At 66.6% G+C, this 23,938-nt stretch carries 23 protein-coding genes and 1 tRNA gene; 10 read left to right on the top strand and 14 right to left on the bottom strand.

Annotated features, from left to right (window positions below):
• Window positions 1-21: 21 nt before the first annotated feature.
• The 3 genes from BMX78_RS18910 to BMX78_RS18900 form a co-directional block, all read right to left on the bottom strand.
• Entirely contained in the window at window positions 22-999 is a 978-nt protein-coding gene (locus tag BMX78_RS18910) for an Fpg/Nei family DNA glycosylase (RefSeq protein ID WP_091422830.1), read from the bottom strand.
• On the bottom strand, window positions 999-1,493 hold the full coding sequence (locus BMX78_RS18905) for a ribose-5-phosphate isomerase (RefSeq protein WP_091422826.1): 495 nt from the start codon (window positions 1,491-1,493) through the stop codon (window positions 999-1,001). Before BMX78_RS18905 ends, BMX78_RS18910 begins: the two co-directional genes overlap by 1 nt.
• Before the next feature lie 78 nt (window positions 1,494-1,571).
• Window positions 1,572-2,585 carry a hypothetical protein gene (locus BMX78_RS18900; protein ID WP_091422819.1) on the bottom strand — a complete coding sequence of 338 codons (1,014 nt, stop codon included), beginning with the start codon at window positions 2,583-2,585 and terminating at the stop codon, window positions 1,572-1,574.
• A 156-nt stretch (window positions 2,586-2,741) separates the two neighbouring features.
• Here BMX78_RS18900 and pepN point away from each other — a divergent pair, with 156 nt between their 5' ends.
• Together pepN and BMX78_RS18890 are read left to right on the top strand one after the other, a co-directional pair.
• Window positions 2,742-5,333, top strand: a complete 2,592-nt coding sequence (pepN, locus tag BMX78_RS18895; RefSeq protein ID WP_170850879.1) for an aminopeptidase N — start codon at window positions 2,742-2,744, stop codon at window positions 5,331-5,333.
• The gene (locus BMX78_RS18890) at window positions 5,330-5,803 is read left to right on the top strand and encodes an OsmC family protein (protein ID WP_091422814.1); all 474 of its coding nucleotides are present in this window, start codon (window positions 5,330-5,332) and stop codon (window positions 5,801-5,803) included. Before pepN ends, BMX78_RS18890 begins: the two co-directional genes overlap by 4 nt.
• A 43-nt stretch (window positions 5,804-5,846) precedes the next feature.
• Here BMX78_RS18890 and BMX78_RS18885 read toward each other — a convergent pair whose 3' ends face one another.
• Complete coding sequence (locus BMX78_RS18885; RefSeq protein ID WP_091422811.1) at window positions 5,847-6,833, bottom strand: Rossmann-fold NAD(P)-binding domain-containing protein; 987 nt, start codon at window positions 6,831-6,833, stop codon at window positions 5,847-5,849.
• Between the two features lie 121 nt (window positions 6,834-6,954).
• On the opposite strand from BMX78_RS18885, the gene BMX78_RS18880 reads away from it, so the two are divergent.
• Both BMX78_RS18880 and BMX78_RS18875 read left to right on the top strand, forming a co-directional pair.
• Window positions 6,955-7,644, top strand: a complete 690-nt coding sequence (locus BMX78_RS18880; RefSeq protein ID WP_091422808.1) for a mechanosensitive ion channel family protein — start codon at window positions 6,955-6,957, stop codon at window positions 7,642-7,644.
• Window positions 7,645-7,646: 2 nt separating this feature from the next.
• Window positions 7,647-8,099 (top strand): globin, encoded by a 453-nt coding sequence (locus tag BMX78_RS18875; RefSeq protein ID WP_091422806.1) that lies wholly within the window; start codon window positions 7,647-7,649, stop codon window positions 8,097-8,099.
• A 51-nt stretch (window positions 8,100-8,150) separates the two neighbouring features.
• Here the strand turns inward: BMX78_RS18875 and BMX78_RS18870 are convergent, their stop codons facing one another.
• Window positions 8,151-8,810 carry a DUF8185 domain-containing protein gene (locus tag BMX78_RS18870; protein ID WP_091422803.1) on the bottom strand — a complete coding sequence of 220 codons (660 nt, stop codon included), beginning with the start codon at window positions 8,808-8,810 and terminating at the stop codon, window positions 8,151-8,153.
• Window positions 8,811-8,873: 63 nt separating this feature from the next.
• Here BMX78_RS18870 and BMX78_RS18865 point away from each other — a divergent pair, with 63 nt between their 5' ends.
• On the top strand, window positions 8,874-9,854 hold the full coding sequence (locus BMX78_RS18865) for an acyl-CoA thioesterase (RefSeq protein ID WP_091422801.1): 981 nt from the start codon (window positions 8,874-8,876) through the stop codon (window positions 9,852-9,854).
• Between the two features lie 97 nt (window positions 9,855-9,951).
• Here BMX78_RS18865 and ettA read toward each other — a convergent pair whose 3' ends face one another.
• From ettA to BMX78_RS18850, 3 genes are all read right to left on the bottom strand, one after another.
• Window positions 9,952-11,634: an energy-dependent translational throttle protein EttA gene (gene ettA, locus BMX78_RS18860; RefSeq protein WP_091422798.1), complete on the bottom strand. Its 1,683-nt coding sequence runs from the start codon at window positions 11,632-11,634 to the stop codon at window positions 9,952-9,954.
• A gap of 52 nt (window positions 11,635-11,686) precedes the next feature.
• Complete coding sequence (locus BMX78_RS18855) at window positions 11,687-12,187, bottom strand: DUF6993 domain-containing protein (protein WP_286139156.1); 501 nt, start codon at window positions 12,185-12,187, stop codon at window positions 11,687-11,689.
• A gap of 267 nt (window positions 12,188-12,454) precedes the next feature.
• The gene (locus BMX78_RS18850) at window positions 12,455-13,012 is read right to left on the bottom strand and encodes a single-stranded DNA-binding protein (RefSeq protein WP_091422795.1); all 558 of its coding nucleotides are present in this window, start codon (window positions 13,010-13,012) and stop codon (window positions 12,455-12,457) included.
• Between the two features lie 210 nt (window positions 13,013-13,222).
• Here BMX78_RS18850 and BMX78_RS18845 point away from each other — a divergent pair.
• Window positions 13,223-13,295, top strand: a tRNA-Arg gene (locus tag BMX78_RS18845).
• A 116-nt stretch (window positions 13,296-13,411) separates the two neighbouring features.
• On the opposite strand, the gene BMX78_RS23480 is transcribed toward BMX78_RS18845, so the two are convergent.
• Together BMX78_RS23480 and BMX78_RS18840 are read right to left on the bottom strand one after the other, a co-directional pair.
• Window positions 13,412-13,534: a hypothetical protein gene (locus tag BMX78_RS23480; protein WP_286139155.1), complete on the bottom strand. Its 123-nt coding sequence runs from the start codon at window positions 13,532-13,534 to the stop codon at window positions 13,412-13,414.
• A 93-nt stretch (window positions 13,535-13,627) separates the two neighbouring features.
• Window positions 13,628-14,857 carry an ROK family protein gene (locus BMX78_RS18840; RefSeq protein ID WP_091422792.1) on the bottom strand — a complete coding sequence of 410 codons (1,230 nt, stop codon included), beginning with the start codon at window positions 14,855-14,857 and terminating at the stop codon, window positions 13,628-13,630.
• A gap of 131 nt (window positions 14,858-14,988) precedes the next feature.
• Between BMX78_RS18840 and xylA the strand changes: the two genes are divergently transcribed.
• A complete protein-coding gene (xylA, locus tag BMX78_RS18835; protein WP_091422790.1) occupies window positions 14,989-16,176 on the top strand; it encodes a xylose isomerase in 1,188 nt (395 codons plus the stop codon).
• A gap of 2 nt (window positions 16,177-16,178) precedes the next feature.
• Window positions 16,179-17,597 (top strand): xylulokinase, encoded by a 1,419-nt coding sequence (gene xylB, locus BMX78_RS18830; RefSeq protein WP_091422787.1) that lies wholly within the window; start codon window positions 16,179-16,181, stop codon window positions 17,595-17,597.
• 114 nt (window positions 17,598-17,711) lie between these two features.
• Here xylB and BMX78_RS18825 read toward each other — a convergent pair whose 3' ends face one another.
• The 3 genes from BMX78_RS18825 to BMX78_RS18815 are packed head-to-tail and all read right to left on the bottom strand — an operon-like array spanning window position 17,712 to window position 20,931.
• The gene (locus tag BMX78_RS18825) at window positions 17,712-18,551 is read right to left on the bottom strand and encodes a sugar phosphate isomerase/epimerase family protein (RefSeq protein WP_091422784.1); all 840 of its coding nucleotides are present in this window, start codon (window positions 18,549-18,551) and stop codon (window positions 17,712-17,714) included.
• The gene (locus tag BMX78_RS18820) at window positions 18,548-19,762 is read right to left on the bottom strand and encodes a dihydrodipicolinate synthase family protein (protein WP_091422781.1); all 1,215 of its coding nucleotides are present in this window, start codon (window positions 19,760-19,762) and stop codon (window positions 18,548-18,550) included. Before BMX78_RS18820 ends, BMX78_RS18825 begins: the two co-directional genes overlap by 4 nt.
• Window positions 19,762-20,931 (bottom strand): Gfo/Idh/MocA family protein, encoded by a 1,170-nt coding sequence (locus BMX78_RS18815; protein ID WP_091422778.1) that lies wholly within the window; start codon window positions 20,929-20,931, stop codon window positions 19,762-19,764. Before BMX78_RS18815 ends, BMX78_RS18820 begins: the two co-directional genes overlap by 1 nt.
• Window positions 20,932-21,104: 173 nt before the next feature.
• Here BMX78_RS18815 and BMX78_RS18810 point away from each other — a divergent pair, with 173 nt between their 5' ends.
• Together BMX78_RS18810 and BMX78_RS18805 are read left to right on the top strand one after the other, a co-directional pair.
• Window positions 21,105-22,247: a LacI family DNA-binding transcriptional regulator gene (locus tag BMX78_RS18810; RefSeq protein ID WP_091422777.1), complete on the top strand. Its 1,143-nt coding sequence runs from the start codon at window positions 21,105-21,107 to the stop codon at window positions 22,245-22,247.
• The gene (locus BMX78_RS18805) at window positions 22,244-22,981 is read left to right on the top strand and encodes an alpha/beta hydrolase (protein ID WP_091422775.1); all 738 of its coding nucleotides are present in this window, start codon (window positions 22,244-22,246) and stop codon (window positions 22,979-22,981) included. Before BMX78_RS18810 ends, BMX78_RS18805 begins: the two co-directional genes overlap by 4 nt.
• On the opposite strand, the gene BMX78_RS18800 is transcribed toward BMX78_RS18805, so the two are convergent.
• A complete protein-coding gene (locus BMX78_RS18800) occupies window positions 22,982-23,884 on the bottom strand; it encodes an aldose 1-epimerase family protein (RefSeq protein ID WP_091422772.1) in 903 nt (300 codons plus the stop codon).
• Window positions 23,885-23,938 lie beyond the last annotated feature (54 nt).

The following is a 23,938-nucleotide window of genomic DNA, read 5'->3' as shown; positions in this document are numbered from 1 at the left end:
CAGAGCCGGTGGCGTTTTGGCTCAGCCCGGATGCTGGCACTTCGGGCACCAGTAGAGTTTGCGGCCCACCAGTACTGCCATCAGTACCGTGGTCCGGCAGACACGGCAGGGCAACCCGTGGCGTTTGTAGACAAAATGGGCGTCTTCGCGGGCAGGGTAGGAATCGGTCCTGACGACGGCGGCACTGACCGCAGCCGGGGTGGTGACCGGGGTGCGCGCGGCGGCTTTCCCGTTGCCGCCTAGCCCGTTGTCCGTCCAGTAGCGCGGCGTGGTGGTGATGATCCGGCCGTCGGCTACTCCGTCGTTCATCAAGGAGACGACGTCGCGCCACAGCTTGCGTGCCTCGGCGTCCGGAACGTCCCTGCCAGGCAGCCAGGGGTCCAGCCGCCGCCGGAACAAGACTTCGGCGCGGTACACACTGCCCACCCCGGCGATGATTTTCTGGTCCATGAGCAGGGCTGCCAGCGGTGCTGTACGGCTTTGCAGGTTGACGGTAAACCGGCCGGCGTCTCCCCGCCGGTTCCGCAGCGGGTCCGGGCCCAGCCGGGCAAGCACGGCTTCTGCTTCCGCGGCGGTGATGGTTTCGCAGGTGGTTGCCCCGCGCAGGTCCGCCCACCCGTTGGTGCCCACCAGCCGGACACGCACTGCTCCAACGGGCTCGGGGGGACCCGCGTAGGGGCGGCCGCCGTCGCCATCGTCGAAGCTCTCCTGCTCCCCCACCCGGCGCGGCGCTCCGATGCTTGATGACCCGGCAAAGGTGCTGTCCCCGCCGAAGCTCCATGCTCCGTAGAGGCCCAGGTGGACGTGCAGCACCAAAGAGTGGTCAAAGTGCAGGAACAGGTGTTTCCCGTGGGCATCCGCGGCAACCAGGACACGCCCGTCCAGGAGCGCCGCTCCCCCGCTAAACCGGCCCTGCGGGCTGGAGACGGCCAGCCGCTGGCCGCCGAAGACGTCCGAGAACTGCCGCGCCAGGCGCCGGAGTGTATGGCCTTCCGGCACTACTCGATGACCTCGCCGGTGGTTTCGTAGGCGGCGATCTTGCCGATGCGGCGCACGTGCCGCTCGTCATTGCTGAACGGCTCGGCCAGGAATGCCTCGATCAGCTCAGTGGCTTCCTCTACCGTGTGCTGGCGGCCGCCCACGGCCACTACGTTGGCGTCGTTGTGCTCACGGGCCAGGGTGGCGGTGGAGTGGTTCCAGGCCAGGGCCGCGCGCACACCTTTTACTTTGTTGGCGGCGATCTGTTCACCGTTGCCGGATCCGCCGAGCACGATGCCCAGGGCGTGGACGCCGGCCTGCTGGTCCGCGACCACGGCCAGGGCGGCGTTGATGCAAAACGACGGGTAGTCATCCTGGGCGTCGTAGACCTTGGGGCCGTGGTCCACCACGTCGTACCCCTTGGCAGTCAGGTGGGTGACGAGGTGGGCGCTGAGTTCCATGCCTGCATGGTCGGTGGCGATGTGGACCCGCGGGAAGGCAGGGGAAGAAGTCACGAGCAGAATCCGTTCGGTGGGCGCTGGCGGCCGGCACGGACGGTGCAGGCCGGGGTCAGGACAACACGGACAAGGATACTAGGACTCAGCCTGCCCTGCCGCGGGGTTCCCGCCGCCCCGTGCCCTCGCCGCCACCCGGGTCAAAACCTCCGCGAGCCGCGCTGCCGAGTCGTGGCTCCCGCCGCTGACCGCCAGCCGCTGCCCGTCGGTCTTCTTAACCACGACGGCGGGGCCGCTGCTGACGAGCATCGCGGCGGTTCCGCTGTGGTGCCGGTAGCCCCACCCGCCAAAGTCCGCGGCGCGGATGTCGGCCGCGCTGGCTGCGGAAATCGCCCCGGCGGGCACGTCCATCACCGGCACCACGCCGGCCAGCAGCACCCGAAGGCCTCGGCGGTCCGCTTTGATGCGGGCAAACAGGAACGCAGCACCAATCACTGCCAGGACCACAAGCAGGGCTCCGAGCCAGGGCACGGCGATGGCAATCAGCATGGCAGGAAACACCGAGGCAATGCCGATCATCACAAAGACCGAGCTGCGGGCATGGACCCAGAGCCTGATGCTGTCCCGTGACAGGTCCGGATCCAGTTCCCTGGCAATGGCAAGCTGCAGGGCCCGGTCGTCATCGGGCGACCATTGCTGGTCCGCCTTGTAGACCATGGCGATCGTCACGCCTAACGACACGGCCGCCCCGCTTCCCAGCGCGAGCACTGTCATGTCCACCCGGGATTCCCGGGCGTCCGCCAGTCCGGCCTGGCCAATCAGCCCTGCCGCAAGGGCGCTGGTGACGAAAAGCGTCAGGAACAATCCTGCTCCCATCATGATCCGCCGCATCAGCACCGGCCTGCGGACCGGCAGCGCCTGCGACAGGACCAGCCAGCCCGCAACCACGATCATCAGCGCGCCGACCGTCACATAGGCGGCAAAGGGCGCGAAGGAGGCACCGCCGTCGGCCGTCCACCGGACGGCGAGCGGCTCCGGAAGGTCCGCCCGAATCAGGAAGGCGGTCACCACGAAGGCGACCGCAACCATCACCGGGAACCCTGCGACGAAACGCAAGGCTCTGGTGTCCACCGACTCCATGAACTTGCCCATGTTTTAACGCTACTCCCGCCGCCGGCAACTGGCCTCCCACCTGACTCCTACCCACTGTGACCCGCGCTACTTGCAGCCGCGAAGGAATGCAAGAATGAACAAACGCCCCGCTGGGCACCCCCAGCGGGCAGTCGCCATCCTTCGAAAGGCCCCACTTTGCCTGGTTTGAACCTGACGCGCGCTGAAGCCAGCGGGCGTGCCGAACTGATCTCTGTCGAGTCCTACGACGTCAGCCTGGACCTGACCCGGGGCGGGAAGGTCTTCGGCAGCACCACCACGGTGAAATTCAGCGCGAGTCCCGGGTCCGCCACCTTCATTGACGCGGTCACCTCGGCCGTGCACAGCGTCACCCTGAACGGCCGCAGCCTTGACCCGGCCGCGGTGTCCGACGGCGTGCGGATCCAGTTGCCGGAGCTCGCGGAACACAACGAGCTCACCGTTGTAGCGGACGCACCGTACATGAACACCGGTGAGGGCCTGCACCGTTTCGTGGACCCGGTGGACAACGAGGTCTACCTGTACACGCAGTTCGAAGTTCCCGATTCACGGCGGATGTTCGCCGTGTTCGAGCAGCCTGACCTGAAGGCCACCTTCACTTTCACCGTCACTGCCCCCTCGCACTGGGACGTCATCTCCAACTCCCCCACCCCCGCCCCGGTGGAAACCGCACCCGGCGGGGACGGCGGTGCCAGGTCCGTCTGGTCCTTCTCCCCCACCCCGCGGTTGTCCTCCTATGTCACCGCGCTGATCGCGGGCCCGTACCAGTCGGTGCGCAGCGAGGTCACCAGCTCCGACGGGCGGGTCATCCCGCTGGGCGTTTTTGCCCGGAAATCGCTGATGCAGTACCTGGACGCGGAGAACATTTTTGAGCTGACCCGGCAGGGCTTCGCATTTTTTGAGGCGCAGTTCGGCTGCCCGTACCCGTTCGAGAAATACGACCAGCTGTTCGTGCCGGAATTCAACGCCGGCGCCATGGAGAACGCCGGCGCGGTGACTATCCTCGAGGGCTACGTTTTCCGCAGCAAGGTCACCGGTGCCCAGATCGAACGGCGTGCCATTACCGTGCTCCACGAGCTCGCCCACATGTGGTTCGGCGACCTCGTCACCATGCGCTGGTGGAACGACCTGTGGCTCAACGAGTCCTTCGCCGAGTACATGTCCCACCTTGCAGCGGTGGAGGCCACCTCGTTCACCAGCGCCTGGACCACCTTCGCCTCGGTGGAGAAGTCCTGGGCCTACCGCCAGGACCAGCTGCCCACCACGCATCCGATCTTCGCCGAGATCAACGATCTCCAGGACGTCGAGGTGAACTTCGACGGCATCACCTACGCGAAGGGCGCGTCCGTGCTCCGCCAGCTGGTGGCGTGGGTGGGACCGGAGCAGTTCATGGCCGGTGTGCGGGAGTACTTTGCCAAGCATTCCTGGCAGAACACGGAGCTGCGGGACCTCCTGGTGGAACTGGAAAAGGCCAGCGGCCGCGACCTCGATGTGTGGGGACGGCAGTGGCTTGAAACGGCGGGCGTCAACACCCTCAAGCCCGAGCTGGAGGTGGACGGCGACGGCAGGCTCACATCGTTCGCCATTGTGCAATCGGCCGTCGCAGAGTGGCCCACCATCCGTCCGCACCGGCTGGCCGTGGGGTTCTACGACCTCAATGGCGACGGGAAGCTGGAGCGGGTGCACCGCGAAGAGCTGGATGTCGACGGCGAACGGACCGAAGTGCCCGCGCTGGCGGGCCTGGCGCAGCCGGACCTCATCCTGGTCAACGATGACGACCTCGCCTACGCCAAAGTGCGGCTGGACGAAAAATCGCTGGCCACCGCCACAGCGCACCTGAAGGACTTCAGCCACAGCCTGCCGCGGACCCTGGTGTGGAACTCCGCCTGGGACGCTGCCCGCGACGGCGAGACCCCGGCGCGGCGGTACGTGGAGTTGATCCTTGCCAACGTGGCGGCCGAGACAGATTCTTCCGTGATCCTGGTCCAGCTCCGCCAGTTGGCCACCACCCTGAACTTTTACGTGGCCGAGGAGCACCGGAAGGCGACGGCTGTGGCTGCCGCGGACAAGCTGTGGGAGCTGGCGTCCGAGGTGGTGCCCGGCGGCTCGGACGCGCAGCTGCAGTTCGTGAAGTCCTTTGCCCTGCTGGCAGGCAGTGAAAGCCAGCTGGACCGGATTGGCGGCCTCCTGGACGGCTCGCTGGTCCTGGACGGACTGGCTGTTGACCAGGACCTGCGGTGGGAGCTGGTGACGTCCCTTGTGGCAGGCGGCCGGCTGGGCCAGGACGGCATCGACGCCGAGCTGGAGCGGGACAATACCTCCAGCGGACAAAATGCCGCAGCGCAGGCGAAGGCCGCCATCCCCACGCCGGAGGCCAAAGCCGCGGCCTGGGAATCGATCGTGGTCAAGGGCGAGCTGTCCAACGCCCTTCAGGGCTCGGCGGTCAACGGCTTTATGCGGGTCTTGGACCGGTCACTGCTGGAACCGTACGCCGAGAAGTATTTCGAGGCGGTGCCGGGGATCATGGAGACCCGGACGCACGCACTTGCCCAGCAGATCGTCGTCGGGCTCTACCCCTCCCTGCTGACCACGCAGGCCGTCGTGGACCGGACGGATGGCTTCCTGGCGTCGCTTCCGCCCGAAAGCGCCGCGCTGCGCCGGCTCATGCTGGAGAACCGCGACGGCGTGGCCCGGGCCTTGCGCGCCCGCGCGGCTGACGTCCTTCCCGGCGAAGCAGTTTCCGCGGTATGAGCCTGCATGAACACCGTTATGCGCTGACTGTCCAGTGGACCGGCAACCTGGGCGAGGGGACGTCGTCCTACCGCGGCTACTCGCGCGACCACGACGTGCTCATCGCGGGCCTGCCGGTCCTTCAGGGCTCGGCAGATCCCACCTTCCATGGAGACCGGGAGCGCTACAACCCTGAGCAGCTGCTCCTGGCCGCCCTGGCCCAGTGCCATATGCTCTCCTACCTCCATGTGGCGGTGAAGCACGGTGTGGTGGTGACCGGCTACCGGGACGACGCCACCGGGCTGATGCGCCTGAACCGGGACGGCAGCGGCCAGTTCGAAAGCGTCACGCTGCACCCGCACGTGACGGTTGCGGACGCGGGCCAGGGGGACCTCGCGGCCCGGCTGCACCACGAGGCGAACCAGGTCTGCTTCATCGCCCGGAGCGTGAACTTTCCGGTGCACCATGAGCCCGAGACTGTGGTTGGCTGACCGTATTGTCCGCCGGCTTAGGCAGTCTCGGGGCTTAGGCGGCCTACTGCAGGGCGGCGAGCAGGCGCGCCTCCGTTTCCGGTGAGAGCCCGGCCTTCCTGGGCCGGTCCAGCCCGCGTTGGCGCTCGTCGGCCAACGTGTCCGCCAGTGTCTCCTGCCAGGGGCGGAGCCGCAGGCCGGCGTCAACCGCCGCCTGGTTGCTCCGGGCCATAAAGCCCTCGTGCCCCGGCGGGAGCCAGAGCGGCAGCGAGTCCGGGCCGGCCCAGTAGTCCACGCCCTGCTCCGCAAGCCAGGTCTCCGCCGCGGGAACCACCGCGCCGCTGTGACCCGCCGCCTGCCGGGCCGCCTCGATGTAGTCGCCGAACCGGATTTGGTCTCCCAGTGCGTTCATTGCACCGGTAATGCCCCGCTTTGCGGCCAGCAGGATCCAGGCGGCGAGGTCCCGGACGTCGATCACCCGCATCGGGGCGTCGTCGATGTCCGGTACCAGAACGGGCCTCATGTCCCGGGCAAAGCGGGCAGGCCAGTAGCCATACCGGTCCGAGCCGTCCCCCGGACCGCCGATCAGGCCGGCACGGCAGAGATGGGCTTTGCCGTCGGCAGCCTGGAGAGTTGCCTCCTCGATGGCAACCTTCGACTCGCCATAGTTTTCCGGCGTGGACGGCGTACCAGGGGCAAGGGCGGGAAGCAGGGCGGCATCCTCCCCGGCATCGGGAACCGAAGCGTCGGCGTACACGGAGCAGCTGGAGACGAACGTCCAGTGCGCTGCCCGGTGCGCGAGGGCGCGCAGCGCTTCCGATGCCGGCACCGGGTCCCTGGCGACCTCGATAACAGCGTCCCAGTCGCCTTTGGCCACGTCCGTGTAGGCGTTCACCCCCAGCGAACGATCGGACTTGAGCCACGCAACACCCGGCGGCGGCGCGGCCACGGATCCGCGGGCCAAGCACGTGACATCATCCCCGGCGGCCACGGCCTGGCGGGCGATTTCTGCGGACAGGAAGGCGGTTCCGCCAAGGACAAGAATGCGCATGCCGCCACGTTACGGCGCTAGGGTTGAAGGAGAACAGAGCCATCCGCGCCGGGCTTAACCGGCGCTCCGGTATCCGCATCCCGGCCGCAGCCGGAGAAACCCCCAGGAGTATTTCCCCCAAATGGTCAGTACGTTGTCGATCCTTCCTACCGCCGCCAATGATCCGGACGGTATCAACATCACCGGCATCGTGATCAGCCTCGGCGTGGGCGTCACGGTGTGGCTGGTGGCCACTTTCGTCATTTCCCGCATCACGCGGCAAGTTGCTTCCGGCAGCAGCCTCTTCAAGAAGCCCACCTTCAAATGGGTGGCGCCGGCGTTGCGGGCCCTGGACCACGAACGGCGGGTGCAGCGCGCTGAGACCATAGGCTCCCTGCTGAACAGCGTGGTGGGAGTGCTGGTGGTGATCATCACCGGCATGTATGTGCTGCAGAACCTGGACATCAACATCGCCCCGCTGCTTACCAGCGTGGGCATCCTTGGTGTGGCCATCGGCTTCGGTGCCCAGCAGTTGATCCGGGACTTCCTGGCGGGAATTTTTATTACCATTGAAGACCAGTACGGCATCGGCGACGTGATCGAGACCAGTGAGGTTGTTGGTGTGGTGGAGTCCATGGGCCTGCGCATCACCCGGGTACGTTCTGACGACGGCGCCATCTGGTACCTCCGCAACGGTGAGATCCTCCGCGTCGGCAACCGGTCCCAGGGCAACTACGTGCCCCTGCACGAGTCACCGGACGGGACCACGGACCAAGGCAGCGACCACGGCGCCGTCGAGACCAAAAAGACTGACCAGAAAGCCGGAGACTAGCGATGACCATCCCCATCGAACCGCAGCGGCCCCGCCAGCTGATGCAGAACGATCCCTTCAGCCAGCCCGGCTACACCGATAACTTCTATGACGCCGTGGGCGGCCACGAAACGTTCGTGAAGCTGATCGATGTCTTCTACGACGGGGTGGCCACGGATCCGCTGCTACGGCCGATGTACCCGGAAGAGGACCTGGCACCGGCCAAGCGCCGGTTCCTGATGTTCCTCGAACAGTATTGGGGCGGTCCCACCACATACGGGGAGGAGCGCGGCCATCCCCGGCTGCGCATGCGCCACATGCCGTTCCAGGTGACGCCGGAAGCCAAGGACCGCTGGCTGTTCCACATGCGCAAAGCCGTGGACGCACTTGAGCTGCCGCCGCTGTATGAGGGCACCCTGTGGGATTACATGGAGCGCGCCGCCCTGTCGATGGTGAACAGCCCGGCCGGGCAGTGAACCCGACACTGCCCAAACAGAGTTTTTGCGCTTAGCGCAGGGTTCTTGCGCTTAGAGCAGTCCGCTTCCGGTCCGTGCCAGGACGTGCCCGCGCGGACCTGATAGCCGGAACCAGCGCCCTGTCCGGTAGAGCTTCTGGTCGCCGTCACCCAGGAAACCAAGGGCCAGGGCAGCGAAGGCGGCCCCTGCCGGCAGCCCGGTCTCATCGAGCTCCCTTCCCCAGACTGCGGCCCTGGCATTGTTAACGATTAGCGCGCCGGGTTTGTCCGGCACAATGCCGGCCACTTCGGCGATGCCGGCCTCGGCGGCCTTACGCAGGGCGGCGTCGCTTCGCGGGCCCATGAGCTCCCACCCGCTCCTGGGAGCGCCCACCCCGGTCCAGGACTCGGTGACGGTGGACGGCGGAACCGGCAGTTCGACGTCGTCCTCCCCTGCCCTGGCAAGGCGGTCCAGCACGGCGGCCAGGGGAACGGTGACATCCGTTCCGGACGGCTCGGCCAACGCCATGGTGCGCAACCCCAGGATGGTGGGAGTCGATTCACCCAGCACACGCGGGCGCAGCACGCAGACGTACGCGGCGAGAACGGAACCTGCCGCCTGAAGCCGGATGGCGCCGTCGTCGATTGCTTTTGCCCGCGTGGCGAAGGTCTTCAAATCAGCGAGGTCGCGGGGATCGGCGAAACGGAAGGACGAGGTGAGGAGATCAGACACACCAAGAACACTACCGGCTCGACCTTTGTTGAGCAGTGCCCGGGTGCCGTCTAGAGTCAAACCATGACTGAAGCCGACGCCGGACTCCTCGCGCTCCCCAACGAAGACCCCACCCTTTCGCTCGTTTCCCTGCTCGACCTTGGACAGCTCGAGGGTGCCCGCACGGATGAGGACATCTTCCTGGGCCCGTCCCAGCAGCAGCCGCACCACCGGGTGTTCGGCGGGCAGGTGCTGGCACAGTCGCTCATCGCCGCCATCAGGACCGTGGCCGCGGACCGATTTGTGCATTCGATGCACGGCTACTTCCTGCGCCCCGGGGATGCGAACAAGCCCATTACCTTCGGTGTCCAGCGCCTCCGGGACGGCAGGTCCTTCTCGGCCCGCCGTGTGCATGCCTACCAGGAAGGCGTGCCCATCCTGTCGATGATTGCTTCCTTCCAGGGCGAGGACGAAGGTATTGAGCACGAATCCGTGATGCCCAGCGGGATTCCTGATCCGGAATCGCTGCCCACCGCAGCTGACCTGCTGGGCAAGTTCGATCACCCCGTGGCGCGGCACTGGGCCTATGAACGGCACTTCGACATCCGGCACGTTGATCCGCCGCTGTATCTTTCGGCGAAGGGCGAGCGGGAAGCACGCAACGCCGTGTGGATGAAGACCTTCGGCCCCATGCCGGACAACCCCAACCTGCACCGGGCGGCGCTGGCGTACGCGAGCGACTACACCCTGCTGGAGTCCATCCTGCGGCGGCACGGCCTGAGTTGGATAACCCCGGGGATGAATGTCGCCAGCCTCGACCACGCCATGTGGTGGCACCGCCCGGCACGGGTGGACGAATGGCTGCTGTATGTCCAGGAATCCCCCAGCGCGCAGGGTGCCCGCGGGCTCGCCACCGGCAAGATCTTTAACCAGGCGGGCCAGCACGTGGCGTCGGTGGCTCAGGAAGGGATGGTCCGCGTGCCCACCGACCTGAAGAACAAAGTGGTCGGCGCCTTCCAGTCCAAGGTCATGGAGCACCAGATCCGCCAGGCGGCCACGGAGTAGCTCCTGGCTTGCTTCCGCCTGCTCCTGTAGCTGGGACGCCAACAGGCCGGCACCCTTCCGGGGCCGGCCTGTTGCTTTTCGCTTGTGCCGCGGCTTACTAGTCGCGGGTGAGGCGGCGGTGCGTGACGCGGTGCGGCTTTGCCGCATCGGGGCCGAGCCGCTCCACCTTGTTCTCCTCGTAGGATTCGAAGTTGCCCTCGAACCAGTACCACTTGGAGGGGTTCTCCTCGTCACCTTCGTAGGCGAGGATGTGGGTGGCCACCCGGTCCAGGAACCACCGGTCGTGCGAGACCACCACGGCGCAGCCCGGGAACTCCAGCAGCGCGTTTTCCAGGCTGCTGAGGGTTTCGACGTCGAGGTCGTTGGTGGGCTCATCCAGGAGCAGCAGGTTTCCGCCCTGCTTGAGGGTGAGGGCGAGGTTCAGGCGGTTGCGCTCACCGCCGGAGAGCACGCCGGCCTTCTTCTGCTGGTCCGGGCCCTTGAAGCCGAAGGCGGCGACATAGGCCCGGGACGGCATTTCCACGTGGCCCACCTGGATGAAGTCCAGGCCGTCCGAGACAACTTCCCAGAGCGTCTTGTTGGGGTCGATGCCCCCGCGGCTCTGGTCAGCGTAGGAAATCTTGACCGAATCGCCGATCTTCAGGTCGCCGCCGTCGAGCGGCTCCAGGCCCACGATCGTCTTGAACAGCGTTGTCTTGCCGACGCCGTTGGGGCCGATGACCCCCACGATGCCGTTGCGGGGCAGGCTGAAGGACAGTCCGTCGATCAGGGTCCGGTCTTCAAAGCCCTTCTGGAGGTTCTTGGCTTCGAGGACCAGCCCGCCCAGGCGTGGGCCCGGCGGGATCTGGATCTCTTCGAAGTCAAGCTTGCGGGTCCGGTCCGCTTCGGCAGCCATCTCCTCGTAGCGGGCCAGGCGGGCCTTTGACTTGGTCTGGCGGCCCTTCGCGTTGGACCGCACCCATTCGAGTTCCTCGGAAAGACGCTTGGCCTGCTTGGCGTCCTTCTTGCCCTGGATCTCCAGGCGGGCGCGCTTCTTCTCGAGGTACGTGGAGTAGTTGCCCTCGTACGGGTAAAGGTGGCCGCGGTCCACTTCAGCGATCCACTCGGCCACGTGGTCCAGGAAGTACCGGTCGTGAGTGACCGCCAGGACGGCGCCGGCGTAGGAGGAGAGGTGCTGTTCAAGCCACAGCACGCTTTCAGCATCCAGGTGGTTGGTGGGCTCGTCGAGAAGCAACAGGTCAGGCTTCTGCAGGAGCAGCTTGCACAGGGCTACGCGGCGGCGCTCACCTCCGGAGAGGTTGGTGACGTCGGCGTCGGCCGGCGGGCAGCGGAGGGCGTCCATGGCCTGCTCCAGCTGTGAGTCCAGGTCCCAGGCGTCTGCAGCGTCGATGGCTTCCTGCAGGTGCCCCATCTCCTCAAGGAGGGTGTCGTAGTCAGCATCGGGGCTGGCCATTTCCTCCGAGATTTCGTTGAAGCGCTGGATTTTGCCGTAGATCTCGCCAACGCCTTCCTGGACGTTGCCCAGGACGGTTTTTTCTTCGTTCAGGGGTGGTTCCTGGAGGAGGATGCCCACGGTGTAGCCAGGGCTGAGCCGGGCCTCACCGTTGGAGGGGGTGTCCAATCCGGCCATGATCTTCAGGATGGTGGACTTACCGGCACCGTTCGGGCCCACAACACCGATCTTGGCGCCGGGAAAGAAGGATATGCTTACGTCGTCAAGAATGAGTTTTTCGCCAACGGCTTTTCGGGCCTTGGTCATTGTGTAGATAAATTCCGCCATGGTTCCAAATCTAGTGGGTCGGCGGGCATATCTCACATTCGGTGCGGCAAGGTCAGGAGCCTACAAAGCACTTGCCGCTGGCCAGTACGGGCAGGACCGTTACCGTGACTGCACCGTCGCGGACCTGGCCGATGACACAGTCCTTTCCCTGCAGCACTGCCGCTTCGATGGCATCGGCTTCGAGGCCGGTGGGGGTACGGCTTTGCGACACCTGCAATGCTGCCGGCGCGATTCCCGCGCCGGTGAGTGCATCTGTTACCTGGGCAGTGGCCGGTTTGGGCGATCCTGCGGCCAGGCGTCCCAGCGCATCCGTGACGGTCTGTGTCACCGTTGCGGTGGCGGCGGCGTCCGCTGCCGGGGCCGATGGCGCCCCGGAGGTGCCGGCCAGCGGTTCGGTGGAGCCGCTTTCCGTTGCTGCCGGACCTGCACCGGCTGATACTGCGGCAGTGGATGCTGCCGCGGTTGCCGGCCCGGATAAAGCAGGCTGGACTTGGGGCGATCCGCCAACGCAGCCCGATAGACCCGCCAGCAGCGCGGCGGCGGTCGTTGCCACGACCAAACAGCGTGGGGCGGTGGGCCAAACAGCTATGGAAGCGATGGCCGTACGCGCGGCAGTTGCGGGGGCGGCCGATACTGCACCCGCCGGAGTCTTCTGCCGGTGGTCAGGGGTAAGCCGCATGGTGCCATTCTGCCACGCCTGCAAGAGCCAACTTTCCGCCAAGGGCTTCATGACCTTGGCGGACAGGGGTGCAGCCGGGGGGTGCTGCGACACTGCCCGCCAAGGAACCAAGAGGGCCGAGAGGCGTTGACAAGAGCATCCTCAAACTGGGGAGTCGGCGAGCTCCCCCGTTTCCAGGTTGAGGGCGAGCAGGTCGCCATTGGTGTCCTCAACGTAGGCGGCAGCCGGATCTCCGCCGTCAGCGCCCTCATCGCCGTCTTCGGGTTCGTCGAAAGGGCCTTCCGGCCCGGCCGGGCGGCCGGCGTCAAGGGGCGGCTCCGGTTCCACGAGCGAGAGGAGCGGTTTCCTGGAGGACCGGGTGAAGTTGGCGGTCCCCAACGTGAGGTCATGCCCAACGGCGTCAGCATCGATGGTGTGCGAGTAATAGACCCTGCCGTCCCTCTCCCAGCTGCGGATCCTCAGCGTGCCCACCACGATGACGGGCTGGCCTTTCCGGATGCTGCAGCCCATGTTGCCGGCCAGATGGCGGTAGCCCTGGACCGTGAACCAGTTGGTGTGGCCATCCACCCACTGGCCGTCCTTGTCACGCCGACGCGAGTTCGAAGCGATCCGAAATTCGGCGGTGGCCACTCCCCCCGGTGTTGTACCGCTGGTGATGTCGGTGGCAACAAAGCCTTTGATCGTTATGGTGTCGTTCATCTCTATGTCCTGTCTCCTTATGGTTCTGCCTAGCAGGCAAGACCAGCATGGCCCTGGCGCAATCTGCCGGCGAGGCAGGAGTTTGCCTATGTGCAAAACCCGGCCCGCGGCTGCCTGTGGAGGATCAGTGGGTGCCACGCACATCAATGACGGCGCCCGGACGGCGGACAATGTAAACTTTTTGAGGCGCCGGAATTCATCTCCGGAACTGCCTCAGTAGCTCAGGGGATAGAGCAGCGGCCTTCTAATCCGCCGGTCGGGGGTTCGATTCCCTCCTGGGGCACAAAAAAGAGCGGCCCTGACCAGTGGAAAAGCTGATCAGGGCCGTCTTTATTTTTACAGTCGGCTCAGCCGATTCAACATGTACCGCCGGAACCATGTCCGGATGCGGTGGCGGACTCAATCCTGTTGAGTGGCAGGTTCGTCCCCATCGTCGTCGCCCGGGTCGTCGTGGACCTTTCTCGGGATCTTGCCCTCAACGTCGGCGGGAACAGGCGGATCCTTCTCATCATCAGCAGACATGGCGCCAAGTCTAGAGGCCGGGGACACAAGCCAACATCTTCAAACGGCGGGGACAGCACCCGCAGGTGATGGCGCGACCGCGGGTAGCGGGGGTCAGTGCTGCAGCCGGTGCGGCGCTTCCACCAGGGACCGGACCACGCTGCCGGCGGCACCCAGCAGTGCGCCGCCCTCTTCCACGGCTGCGATGGTGATGTGCTCCGGAAAAACCTTGCCGGGCGCGTACCGTGCCAGGCTTTCGGCCAGGGAAGGGCGCAGCCACCGTTCCAGGACAGCGAAGTGCCCGCCGAGCACCACGGCCCCGATGTTCAGCACACGGGCTGTGGATGCCACCGCCACCCCCAGTGACGTCCCGGCACGCTCAACGGCCCGCAGTGCGCCCGGCTGATCCTCCGCGAGCGCGGCCACCAGCGCGGACATGCTCTCCAACCTGGACTTCCCTTTGCCGGCGATACCAGCAGCCGCGAAGATCGCGTCCTGCCCGGCAACAGTCTCCAGGCAGCCCGTGCCTCCACAGGAGCAGCGGCTGCCCGCGGGGTCCACCACAACATGGCCCACTTCCCCGGCGTGCCCTTCCGGACCCGTAAAAAGCTCCGACCTGATGACCAGTCCGCCACCGACCCCCACCTCGCCGGACACGTACAGGAAGTCGTGCCGGCCCGCGGGTCCGCGCGCCAGTTCCGCAAGGGCAGCAGCATTGGCCTCATTAAAGAGGGTTATACCCAACGGCAGGCCGGGCAGCAGCCGGTCAAGATCGAGTTCTACGTCCAGCCAGCCGAGGTTGGGGGCCGCAAGGACAGTGGCGCTGCCGGCATCCACAAGCCCGGGAACGGCAAGTCCTCCACCCAGGACTTCCACACCCTTGCCGAGGGCAGCCGTCCGCACCTCCACCGCAAGGGCGGCCAGGGCCGCCAGAACTGGCGCGCTTTCACTCCCACGGTTATCCCGCTCGCGGATCTCCTGCACCACCACCGCTCCGGACAAGTCCGTGACGCCGGCGGCAATGTAGTCGACATTAATTTCCATACCCATCACCCCGCGCGCCGGATTCAACTCCAGGCCTACTCCGGGCCGGCCGCGCTCCCCCTGGGGATTAAGCCCTATTTCCCGCAGGATGCCGGTCTCGAGAAGATCCAGGACGATGCTCGATACCGAAGCCTTGGTAAGCCCCGTGGACGCGGCAATCTGCGCCCGCGTCAGGTGGGAGCCGGATGGAGCCTGCGCGATCCTGCCCATCACCAGGGCGAGGTTGCTCCTGCGGACGTCGCCCATGTTTCCTGGCGATCCGGCATCGGGCAGGGCAGGTGCTGGTGCCGTGTTCGCCATGGCGGCCTCCTTAGATAAGCCGGGCCGTCCCAACATGCCCTTGGCTATTGACCCTAACGTAATCACGATTATATAGTTCAAGCGATAAACTAACTCGCCCGCAAGGGGCACACTGACTGCAAGGACGCATCATGACTCTCTCCCCCACCCCCGCTGACAAGTTCACCTTTGGTCTCTGGACCGTGGGCTGGACCGGTGCGGACCCGTTCGGTGTCGCAACCCGCGCCGCCCTTGATCCCGTGGAAGCGGTACACCGGCTGGCCGAGCTCGGCGCCTACGGCATCACCTTCCATGACAATGACCTGGTCCCCTTTGACGCGACAGCTTCCGAGCGGGAGCTGATCCTGAAGAACTTCAAGGCAGCACTGGCCGAGACGGGCCTGAAGGTGCCCATGGTGACCACCAACCTCTTCAGCCACCCCGTCTTCAAGGACGGCGGCTTCACCTCCAACGACCGCTCCATCCGCCGCTTTGCCCTGTCCAAGGTGCTGCGCAACATCGATTCCGCCGCCGAGTTCGGCGCCGAAACCTTTGTGATGTGGGGCGGGCGTGAGGGCAGCGAATACGACGGCTCCAAGGACCTCGCCGCGGCCCTGGACCGGATGAAGGAAGGCGTGGACACCGCCGCCGCGTACATCAAGGACAAGGGCTACAACCTGCGCATCGCACTCGAGCCAAAGCCGAACGAGCCCCGCGGCGACATCTTCCTGCCCACCGTGGGCCACGGCCTGGCCTTCATCGCCCAGCTCGAACACGGCGACATCGTGGGCCTGAACCCCGAAACCGGACACGAGCAGATGGCCGGGCTGAACTTCACCCACGGCATCGCCCAGGCCCTCTGGGCCGGCAAGCTCTTCCACATCGACCTCAACGGCCAGCGCGGCATCAAGTACGACCAGGACCTGGTCTTCGGCCACGGAGACCTCACCAGCGCGTTCTTCACCGTGGACCTGCTCGAAAACGGCTTCCCCAACGGCGGCCCCCGCTACGAAGGCCCCCGCCACTTCGACTACAAGCCCTCCCGCACCGACGGCTACGACGGCGTCTGGGAATCCGCCAAAGCCAACATGGCCACCTACCTGCTCCTGAAGGAACGCGCCCTGGCCTTCCGCGCCGACCCCGAAGTCCAGGCCGCCCTCGCCGCCTCCGGCGTCGGCGAACTCGCCGAACCCACGCTGGCCGCCGGCGAAACCACCGCCGACCTGCTAAACGATGCCGCAGCGTTCGAGGACTTCGACGCCGACAAGGCTGCCGAACGCTCCTTCGCGTTCGTCCGCCTCAACCAGCTCGCCATCGAACACCTCCTCAACGCCCGCTGACCATGGCGCTGGTAGCAGGGATCGACAGCTCTACCCAGTCCTGCAAAGTGGTGATCCGCGATGCGGACACCGGAGCACTGGTCCGCCAGGGCAGGGCCAGCCATCCGGACGGTTCGGAGATCCATCCCGACCATTGGTGGGACGCACTGCAGGAAGCACTGCAACAGGCCGGCGGCCTGGCCGACGTTGCAGCTGTCTCGGTGGGCGGGCAGCAGCATGGCATGGTGTGCCTCGACAGCGATGGCCGGGTGATCCGTCCGGCACTACTGTGGAATGACACCCGCAGTGCCGGCGCCGCCCAGGAGCTGATCAGGACCGCGGGCGACGGCGATAGTGCTGCCGGCGCCCGCTACTGGGCCGGTGCCACGGGCACCGTCCCGGTGGCCTCGCTGACGCTGACCAAGCTGCACTGGCTGGCCGCACATGAGCCGGAGAACGCCGCGAAGGTCGCGGCCGTCTGCCTCCCGCACGACTGGCTGACGTGGCGGCTGATGGGCCATGGCCCCGGCAGCGGCCCGGAAAACCTTGACGCCCTGGCGACGGACCGCTCGGACGCTTCGGGCACCGGCTATTTTTCGACGGCGGCCGGCCGGTACCTGCCCGAGGTGCTGGAGGCATCGCTGGGCCATGTGCCGCTGCTGCCTGAGGTGCTGGGTCCCCTGGACGTCGCCGGCAAGACCCCCGATGGCGCCCTCCTGGCCGCCGGCGCCGGCGACAATGCGGCAGCAGCGCTGGGAGTGGGTGCCGGCGTCGGGGATGTGGTGATGTCCCTGGGCACCTCGGGAACTGTCTTTGCCGTCTCGGACACCCCCGCCGCCGATCAGTCCGGGCTGGTGGCAGGGTTTGCCGACGCTTCCGGGCACTACCTGCCACTGGTGTGCACCCTCAATGCCACGCGCGTTTTCGATGCCACGGCGGCCCTGCTGGACGTCAGTATCGAGGAGTTCAACGAGCTGGCGCTGAGTGCTGAGCCAGGGGCCGGGGGCCTCACGCTCGTGCCCTATTTGGACGGCGAACGCACGCCCAACCTGCCGGATGCCACCGGTTCCCTGCATGGCATCACCCGCGCCAACTACACGCCGGCGAACCTGGCGCGTGCCGCCGTCGAAGGCGTAGTCTGCTCGCTCGCAGACGGCCTGGCCGCCCTGCAGGAGCAGGGAGTCCAGGCCCGGCGCATCGTCCTGGTGGGTGGCGGGGCGCAGTCCACTGCGGTCCAGTCTGCGGCGGCGCAGCTGCTGGGAGTCAAGGTCACCGTGCCACGGCCGGGCGAATACGTGGCCGACGGCGCAGCCCGGCAGGCTGCCGCGGCACTCACCGGACAATTTCCGCAGTGGGCCCTGGACGCCGTCGACCTTCCTGCCGGGCAGGACGACGGCGGGGTGCTGGCCAGGTACCGGCGGTGCGCTTCGATGTACGCCTGACCGTTGCCACGCAAAAGGACCGGACCGCGAGCGCGGTCCGGTCCTTTTTGGTGGGGCTCAGGCTCCTGCCTGCCATGTTGGGAAGCGTGGCAGGAGCCCGAGGTCTTCATCAGGTCAGGCGTACGGGAGCACAAGCTCGGCGTAGCGCTCCTTGACTGTGGCCAGGACAGTGTTGCCGTCCGTGTCCCAGATGTCCTGATTGAAGATTTCTACTTCGATGTCCCCGGTGTACCCGGCTTCACGCACCCAGGTGCCGATAGTGGCAAAGTCCACCACGCCGTCGCCCATGTAGCCGCGGGACAGCAGCGGATCGGCCGCAATGGGCATGTTGAAGTCGCACACCTGGTAGCTGGCGATGCGGTTTTCCCGCCCGGCGCGCTCGATCTGCGCCTTGAGTTCGGGATCCCACCAGACATGGAAGGTATCGACGGCGACGCCTACTGTGGATGAGTCGAACGGAGCTGCAAGGTCCAGGGCCTGCCCCAGGGTGGAGATCAGGGCACGGTCCGCCGCGTACATCGGGTGCAGCGGCTCCAGGACCAGGCGGACGCCGTGTTCCTCGGCGAAGGGAACGAGGTCCGCGAGGCGGTCCGCAACGCGCTGGCGTGCCGCCACCACGTCCTTCTCCCCCGGCGCCAGGCCGCCCACCACCAGGAACAATTCCTTGGTGTCCAGGGCAACGGCCTCCAGGATGGCGGCGCGGTTGTCAGCGAGCGCGGCGGCCTGCCCTTCAGCGTCGGGTGCAGTGAGGAACCCGCCGCGGCACAGGGATGAAACGCGGAGTCCGGCGTCCTTGATCAGGCGGGCGGCCTTGTCCAGGCCGGCTTCCTCCACCCGGTCCCGCCAGGGACCGATCGAGGGGATGCCGGCGTTGACGCAGCCGTCAACCACCTGGGCGAGGGTCCATTTCTTCGTGGTGGCGCTGTTGATGGAGAGGCGCGAGAAGTCGCTCACACGCCCACCCCGTTGATCCGCAGGTAATCGGACATCCGGAAGGCGGCCAGAGCCGGGTCCCGCAGCAGGCCGGCCTGGTCCGCCAGTTCGAAGGTCTTGGCCAGGTGGCAGACCGAGCGGCCCGAGTGCAGGCCGCCCACCATCTGGAACCCGGGCTGCTTGCCGTTGAGCCAGGACATAAAGGCGATCCCGGTCTTGTAGTAGAACGTGGGGGCGCTGAAGATGTGCTTGCCCAGTTCCCGGGTGGAGTCCAGGATTTCGCGCGCCTTGGCCGGGTTGCCGGCGTCGTAGTTCTGCAGTGCCACCGAAGCGGCGGGGTAGATTGCCGCGAAGATGCCCAGCAGGGCATCGGAGTGGTGGCTGCCGTCGCCGTCGATCAGTTCGGGGTAGTTGAAGTCGTCCCCGGTGTAGAGGCGGACGCCTTCGGGAAGGGCCGCGCGCAGGGCAACCTCGTGGCTGGCATCCAGCAACGAGACCTTGACGCCGTCCACCTTGGCCGCGTTGTCCTTGATGAGGCCCAGGAACGTTTCGGTGGCGGTTGCGACGTGGTCCGAACCCCAGTAGCCGGCGAGGGCGGGATCGAACATGGTGCCCAGCCAGTGGAGGATCACCGGCTGGTCCACTTCCTGCAGAAGGGTGGAGTAGACCGACAGGTAGTCTTCGGGTCCACGGGCCACCTTGGCCAGGGCGCGCGAGGCCATGATGATGACCTTGGGTCCGGCTTCGGTGATGACGGCGATCTGCTCACGGTATCCCTCGAGGACCGCTTTGAGGCCGGCCTCTCCCACGGGCAGGGAGTCGATGTCCAGCTGGTCCGTGCCGGCGCCGCAGGATACGAGGTCGCGGACCGATTTTCCGGCCGTTGCTGCATTGCCGGACGAAACCACCGAGGCTGCCTCCACGCCGGTGCGCTTGATGAGCTGCTGGGTGGCTGCCCAGTCCAGGCCCATGCCGCGCTGGGCGGTGTCCATGGCATCAGCGACACCCAGGCCGTAGGACCACAGCTCGTGGCGGTAGCCCATGGTGGCGTCCCAGTCGAGCCGGGCAGGCGCGCCCGGGGTGTTGTCTGCCAGGACCTCGGGGATCACGTGGGCTGCTGCATACGCGCGGCGCGCCGTCAGAGGGGCGGTGGGGCGGGCCCAGGACGTGCCGCCCTGGAGCCGGTATTCCCGGGTGCCGCCGTCGTGGGAGGGAAGGATGAGTGAGGTCATTAGAGGGTGATCTCCGGGATGTCGATGGTGCGGCGTTCGTCGTTGGACTGCAGGCCGAGCTCGGCAAGCTGGACGCCGCGGGCTGCGGAGAGGAGGCCGAAGCGGTGTTCGCGGCCGGCCACGACGTCGCGGAGGAACTCTTCCCACTGCAACTTGAAGCCGTTGTCCAGCTCAGCGTTGGCCGGAACTTCCTGCCACTGGTCGCGGAAGGACTCCGTGACGGGCAGGTCCGGGTTCCAGACGGGCTTGGGGGTGTGGGCGCGCTGCTGGGCGACGCACTTGTTCAGTCCGGCGACGGCGGAACCGTGCGTGCCGTCCACCTGGAATTCCACGAGTTCGTCGCGGTATACGCGCACGGCCCAGGACGAGTTGATCTGGCCAACGACGTCGTCTCCACCCGGAGTCTCGAGTTCGAAGATGCCGTAGGAGGCGTCGTCTGCCGTGGCCTTGTATTCCTTGCCTGACTCGTCCCAGCGGGCGGGGATGTGCGTTGCAGTCTTGGCGTTGACGCTCTTGACCTTGCCGATGATGCCTTCGAGCACGTAGTTCCAGTGGCAGAACATGTCCGTGGTCATTCCGCCGCCGTCTTCCTTGCGGTAGTTCCAGGACGGACGCTGGGCTGCCTGGATGTCGCCTTCGAAGACCCAGTAGCCGAACTCACCGCGGATGGAGAGGATGCGGCCGAAGAAGCCTTCGTCCACCAGGCGGCGGAGCTTGACCAGGCCGGGCAGGTAGAGCTTGTCGTGAACAACGCCGGCGGTGACGCCGGCTTCCTTGCCGATCCGGGCCAGCTCAATTGCTTCCTCAAGGGTCTCGGCGGTGGGCTTCTCGGTGAAGATGTGCTTGCCGGCCTGCATTGCCTTCTTCAGGGTGGCGGCGCGGAGGCTGGTCATGGAGGCATCGAAAACGACGTCGACCGTGGGGTCGTTGATCACCGCATCCAGGTCGGTGCTCCACTCCGAAACCTTGTGCTTTTCGGCCAGTTCGCGGATCTTGGCTTCGTTGCGGCCCACCAGGATGGGCTCAACCTGGATGCGGGTGCCGTCCTCCAGGGTGAAGCCGCCGGCGTCCCGGATGGGGAGGATGGAACGCAGCAGGTGCTGGCGGTAACCCATCCGGCCGGTGATGCCGTTCATGGCGATGCGGATTGTTTTTGTCTCGAAGCCCATAAGTCCTCCACGGTGAGTGAGCAGTTCTACTCAAGCTGTATCGGGAAAGCGCATTCCCACTGCTTCAATGATGCACCCGGAACGACTTATTGGCAAGCGCTTTCCAGCAACAGCTTAAAACTGCCATAATGTGGTTACGCTGGATGACCCTACAAAGCCGATCAGGAGACGCTGTGGCTGCAAGTACCCTTACCGAGGTGGCGCGGCTGGCAGGGGTATCACCGGCCACTGCCAGCCGGGTCCTCAATGGTTCCGCCCGCAAGCCGGGACAGGACATCGCGGACCGCGTCCGCCAGGCCGCGGACTCGCTCGGCTACATCCCCAACGCCCAGGCCCAGGGCCTCGCGAAGTCCAGTTCGGGACTGATCGGCCTGATCGTCCACGACATCGCCGACCCCTACTTCGCCGCCATCGCCAGGGGTGTGCAGGAGGCGGCCCGCGAGCAGCGCAAGATGGTGCTGCTGGCCACCACAGGCGGCGCCCCGGCGGAGGAAAGGGAAGCCGTTGCAGCTTTCGCCGCACGCCGCGCTGATTCGATCGTGATCGCCGGCTCCCGCTCTTCGCAGCCGGAAAACCAGGAAGGCAACGCTGAACTGGCGGCTGAACTGGACCGGTACTGCCGCAATGGCGGCCGGGTAGCGGTGGTGGGCCACCCGGTGGTGGGGGCGACAGCACCGGAGGGCTACCACGTTGTGGCCGTGCCCAACCAGGAACTCGCAGCGGCATTGGCGGGAAAACTCGCTTCCGGCCAGGATGGTGATTTTGTGATCATCGGCGGTCCGGATGGGCTCTTCACGTCCGACGACCGGATCCGCGGGTTCCAGGAGGGCCTGGCAGCCGCCGGACGCAAACCCGCCGAAGTCCTTCGCACGGCCTTCAACCGCGCCGGCGGCTACGAGGCCGGCCTCAAGCTCGCTGACATGATCAAGGCCCGGCAGGCAGAGTCCCGCCAGGCAGACTCCGGGGAGGAAGCCGGGCGCGGGAAGCTGTGCATTTTCGCCGTCAATGACGTGATGGCCATCGGTGCAGCCGCAGCCCTCCGCGAACAGGGGCTGCGGATTCCGCGGGACGCCACCATCGCAGGCTTCGACGACATCGAAACACTCCGGGACTTCCGCCCCGCCCTCTCCACGGTGCGCCTGCCGCTGGAAGAAATCGGGCGCCTGGCTACCCGTGCCACGGCTCCCGGCGGAGCCAGTGCCCGCGAGCCCGGCGAAAACGGTTCCGGTTCAACTGAGGCAGGGCCCGACGGCGGGCGGCAGCAGCCCATTACCGGTGAAGTGACGCTCCGGCGCAGCACGGAAACGACAGCCTGACCGTGGCGTTGCAATTGACGGCGGTGCCGTCCCGCGCGGGCTCGGGAGAGCGTCCCGCCGTCCTGGTGCTTCCCGGCGGCGGCTATGGCCGCCAGGCAGACCATGAGGCCGAGCCCGTGGCCGAATGGCTGGCCGGACTGGGCATTCACGGTTTCGTCCTGCGCTACCGGGTTGCTCCGGACCGGCATCCCGCACCGCTGGAGGATGCAAAGCAGGCAATGCTCCAGATCCGGGGCGGTGCGCACGGCCTGGCGGTGGATCCCCGGCGCGTGGGCGTCCTCGGGTTTTCCGCGGGTGGACACCTTGCGGCGACGCTTTCCACGGCTGTGGCCACCGGCAGCGCTGACCTGGACGTTCCGTCGGCAGTCCCGGATCTGACGGTGCTCTGCTATCCGGTGGTGTCTTATACCCGGGCGGTGCACCAGGGTTCCGTGGACAACCTTCTTGGCGGGTCGCCGTCGGCGGATCTCCTTGCCGAACTGTCCGCCGAGCAGCAGGTGACAGCTGCAACGCCGCCCGCGTTCGTGTGGCATACGGCCGATGATGCCGCAGTGCCCGTCAGCCACAGCCTGGACTACACCGCGGCCCTGCTCAACGCCGGCGTGCCCGCGGAACTCCACGTCTTCCCCGAGGGCCGCCACGGGCTGGGCCTGGCGGACGGGCAAGCCGGCGCAGACCAGTGGCCGGCCCTCTGTGCCGGCTGGCTGGACCGCGCAGGCTGGACGGTTTCCTAGCTAGCCAAGGGCGCGGATGGTCCATTCAGCACTGTGCGCCTGGCCGGGCTGCAGATGGACCACGTCGGTTCCTGAGTTGAAAGCGTCCGGCGGGCAGGTCATCGGCTCAACTGCCAGGCCCAGGCGGTCCGGTCCTACCGGCTTGTCAGCCGTGTGGATCTGGACCCAGGGCCACTCGGCGCCCCATTCCAGCTCGACGCCGGTTCCTGCAGGATCCTGCACGCGGACGCGTGCGCGCCCGTCAGCCCCGCGGTTGATGCCGGTAAAAGCATGGTCGATCTTGACCGGCCCCAGGCGGCGGGCGGCCCTGAAGTCGAACTCGTGCCCGTCGACGCTGCGCATCCCGACGGGAAGCAACCGGTCCTCGGTCACTTCAAGGAAATCGGCAGCGGGCAGCTCCAGCGACCATTCGTCGAGTCCCGACGGGCCCGCCACCAGGTAGGGGTGCGGACAGACACCGTACGGCGCCGGTACGGCGCCGACGTTTGCCGCCCGCACAGTGCTGACCAGCCCGTCCTCAGTCAACCTGTAGGCAATGGAAAGGTCCAGCTCCCCGGGATATGCCTCGCCCGCGGCCACCCGGCAATCCAGCACCACCTCGTCCGGGGAAGTTTGCCGCACGATCCAGAGGCGGCCTGTTGCCAGACCGTGCAGGGCAGAACCCCGTTCAGGTTCATTGATAGCTGCCTCGAATGTCCGGCCAGCGTAGGTGTAGGTGCCGTCCGCAAGGCGGTTGGGCCACGGCGCGCAAATGACACCTCGGTAGTCGGGAATCGTTCCGTCAGCGCCAAAGGCCACCACCAGGTCCCTCCCCTTGTGGCGGAGTTCCCGGAGGGCTCCTCCCCGCGCGGTGATCACCGCAGTGTAGTCGCCGGCGGCGATGCTGTACTCGGTGCCCGGCATGGGAGTCCTCCATCGATTATTCGGCCGTGTTAGCGCTAAACATCGTATCGCCAA

It is taken from the genome of Arthrobacter sp. OV608, from assembly GCA_900110595.1.
In the GTDB taxonomy this organism is placed as follows: domain Bacteria; phylum Actinomycetota; class Actinomycetes; order Actinomycetales; family Micrococcaceae; genus Arthrobacter.
The sequence above is the reverse complement of the archived record's forward strand: the minus strand, read 5'-3'. Positions and strand labels throughout refer to the sequence as shown.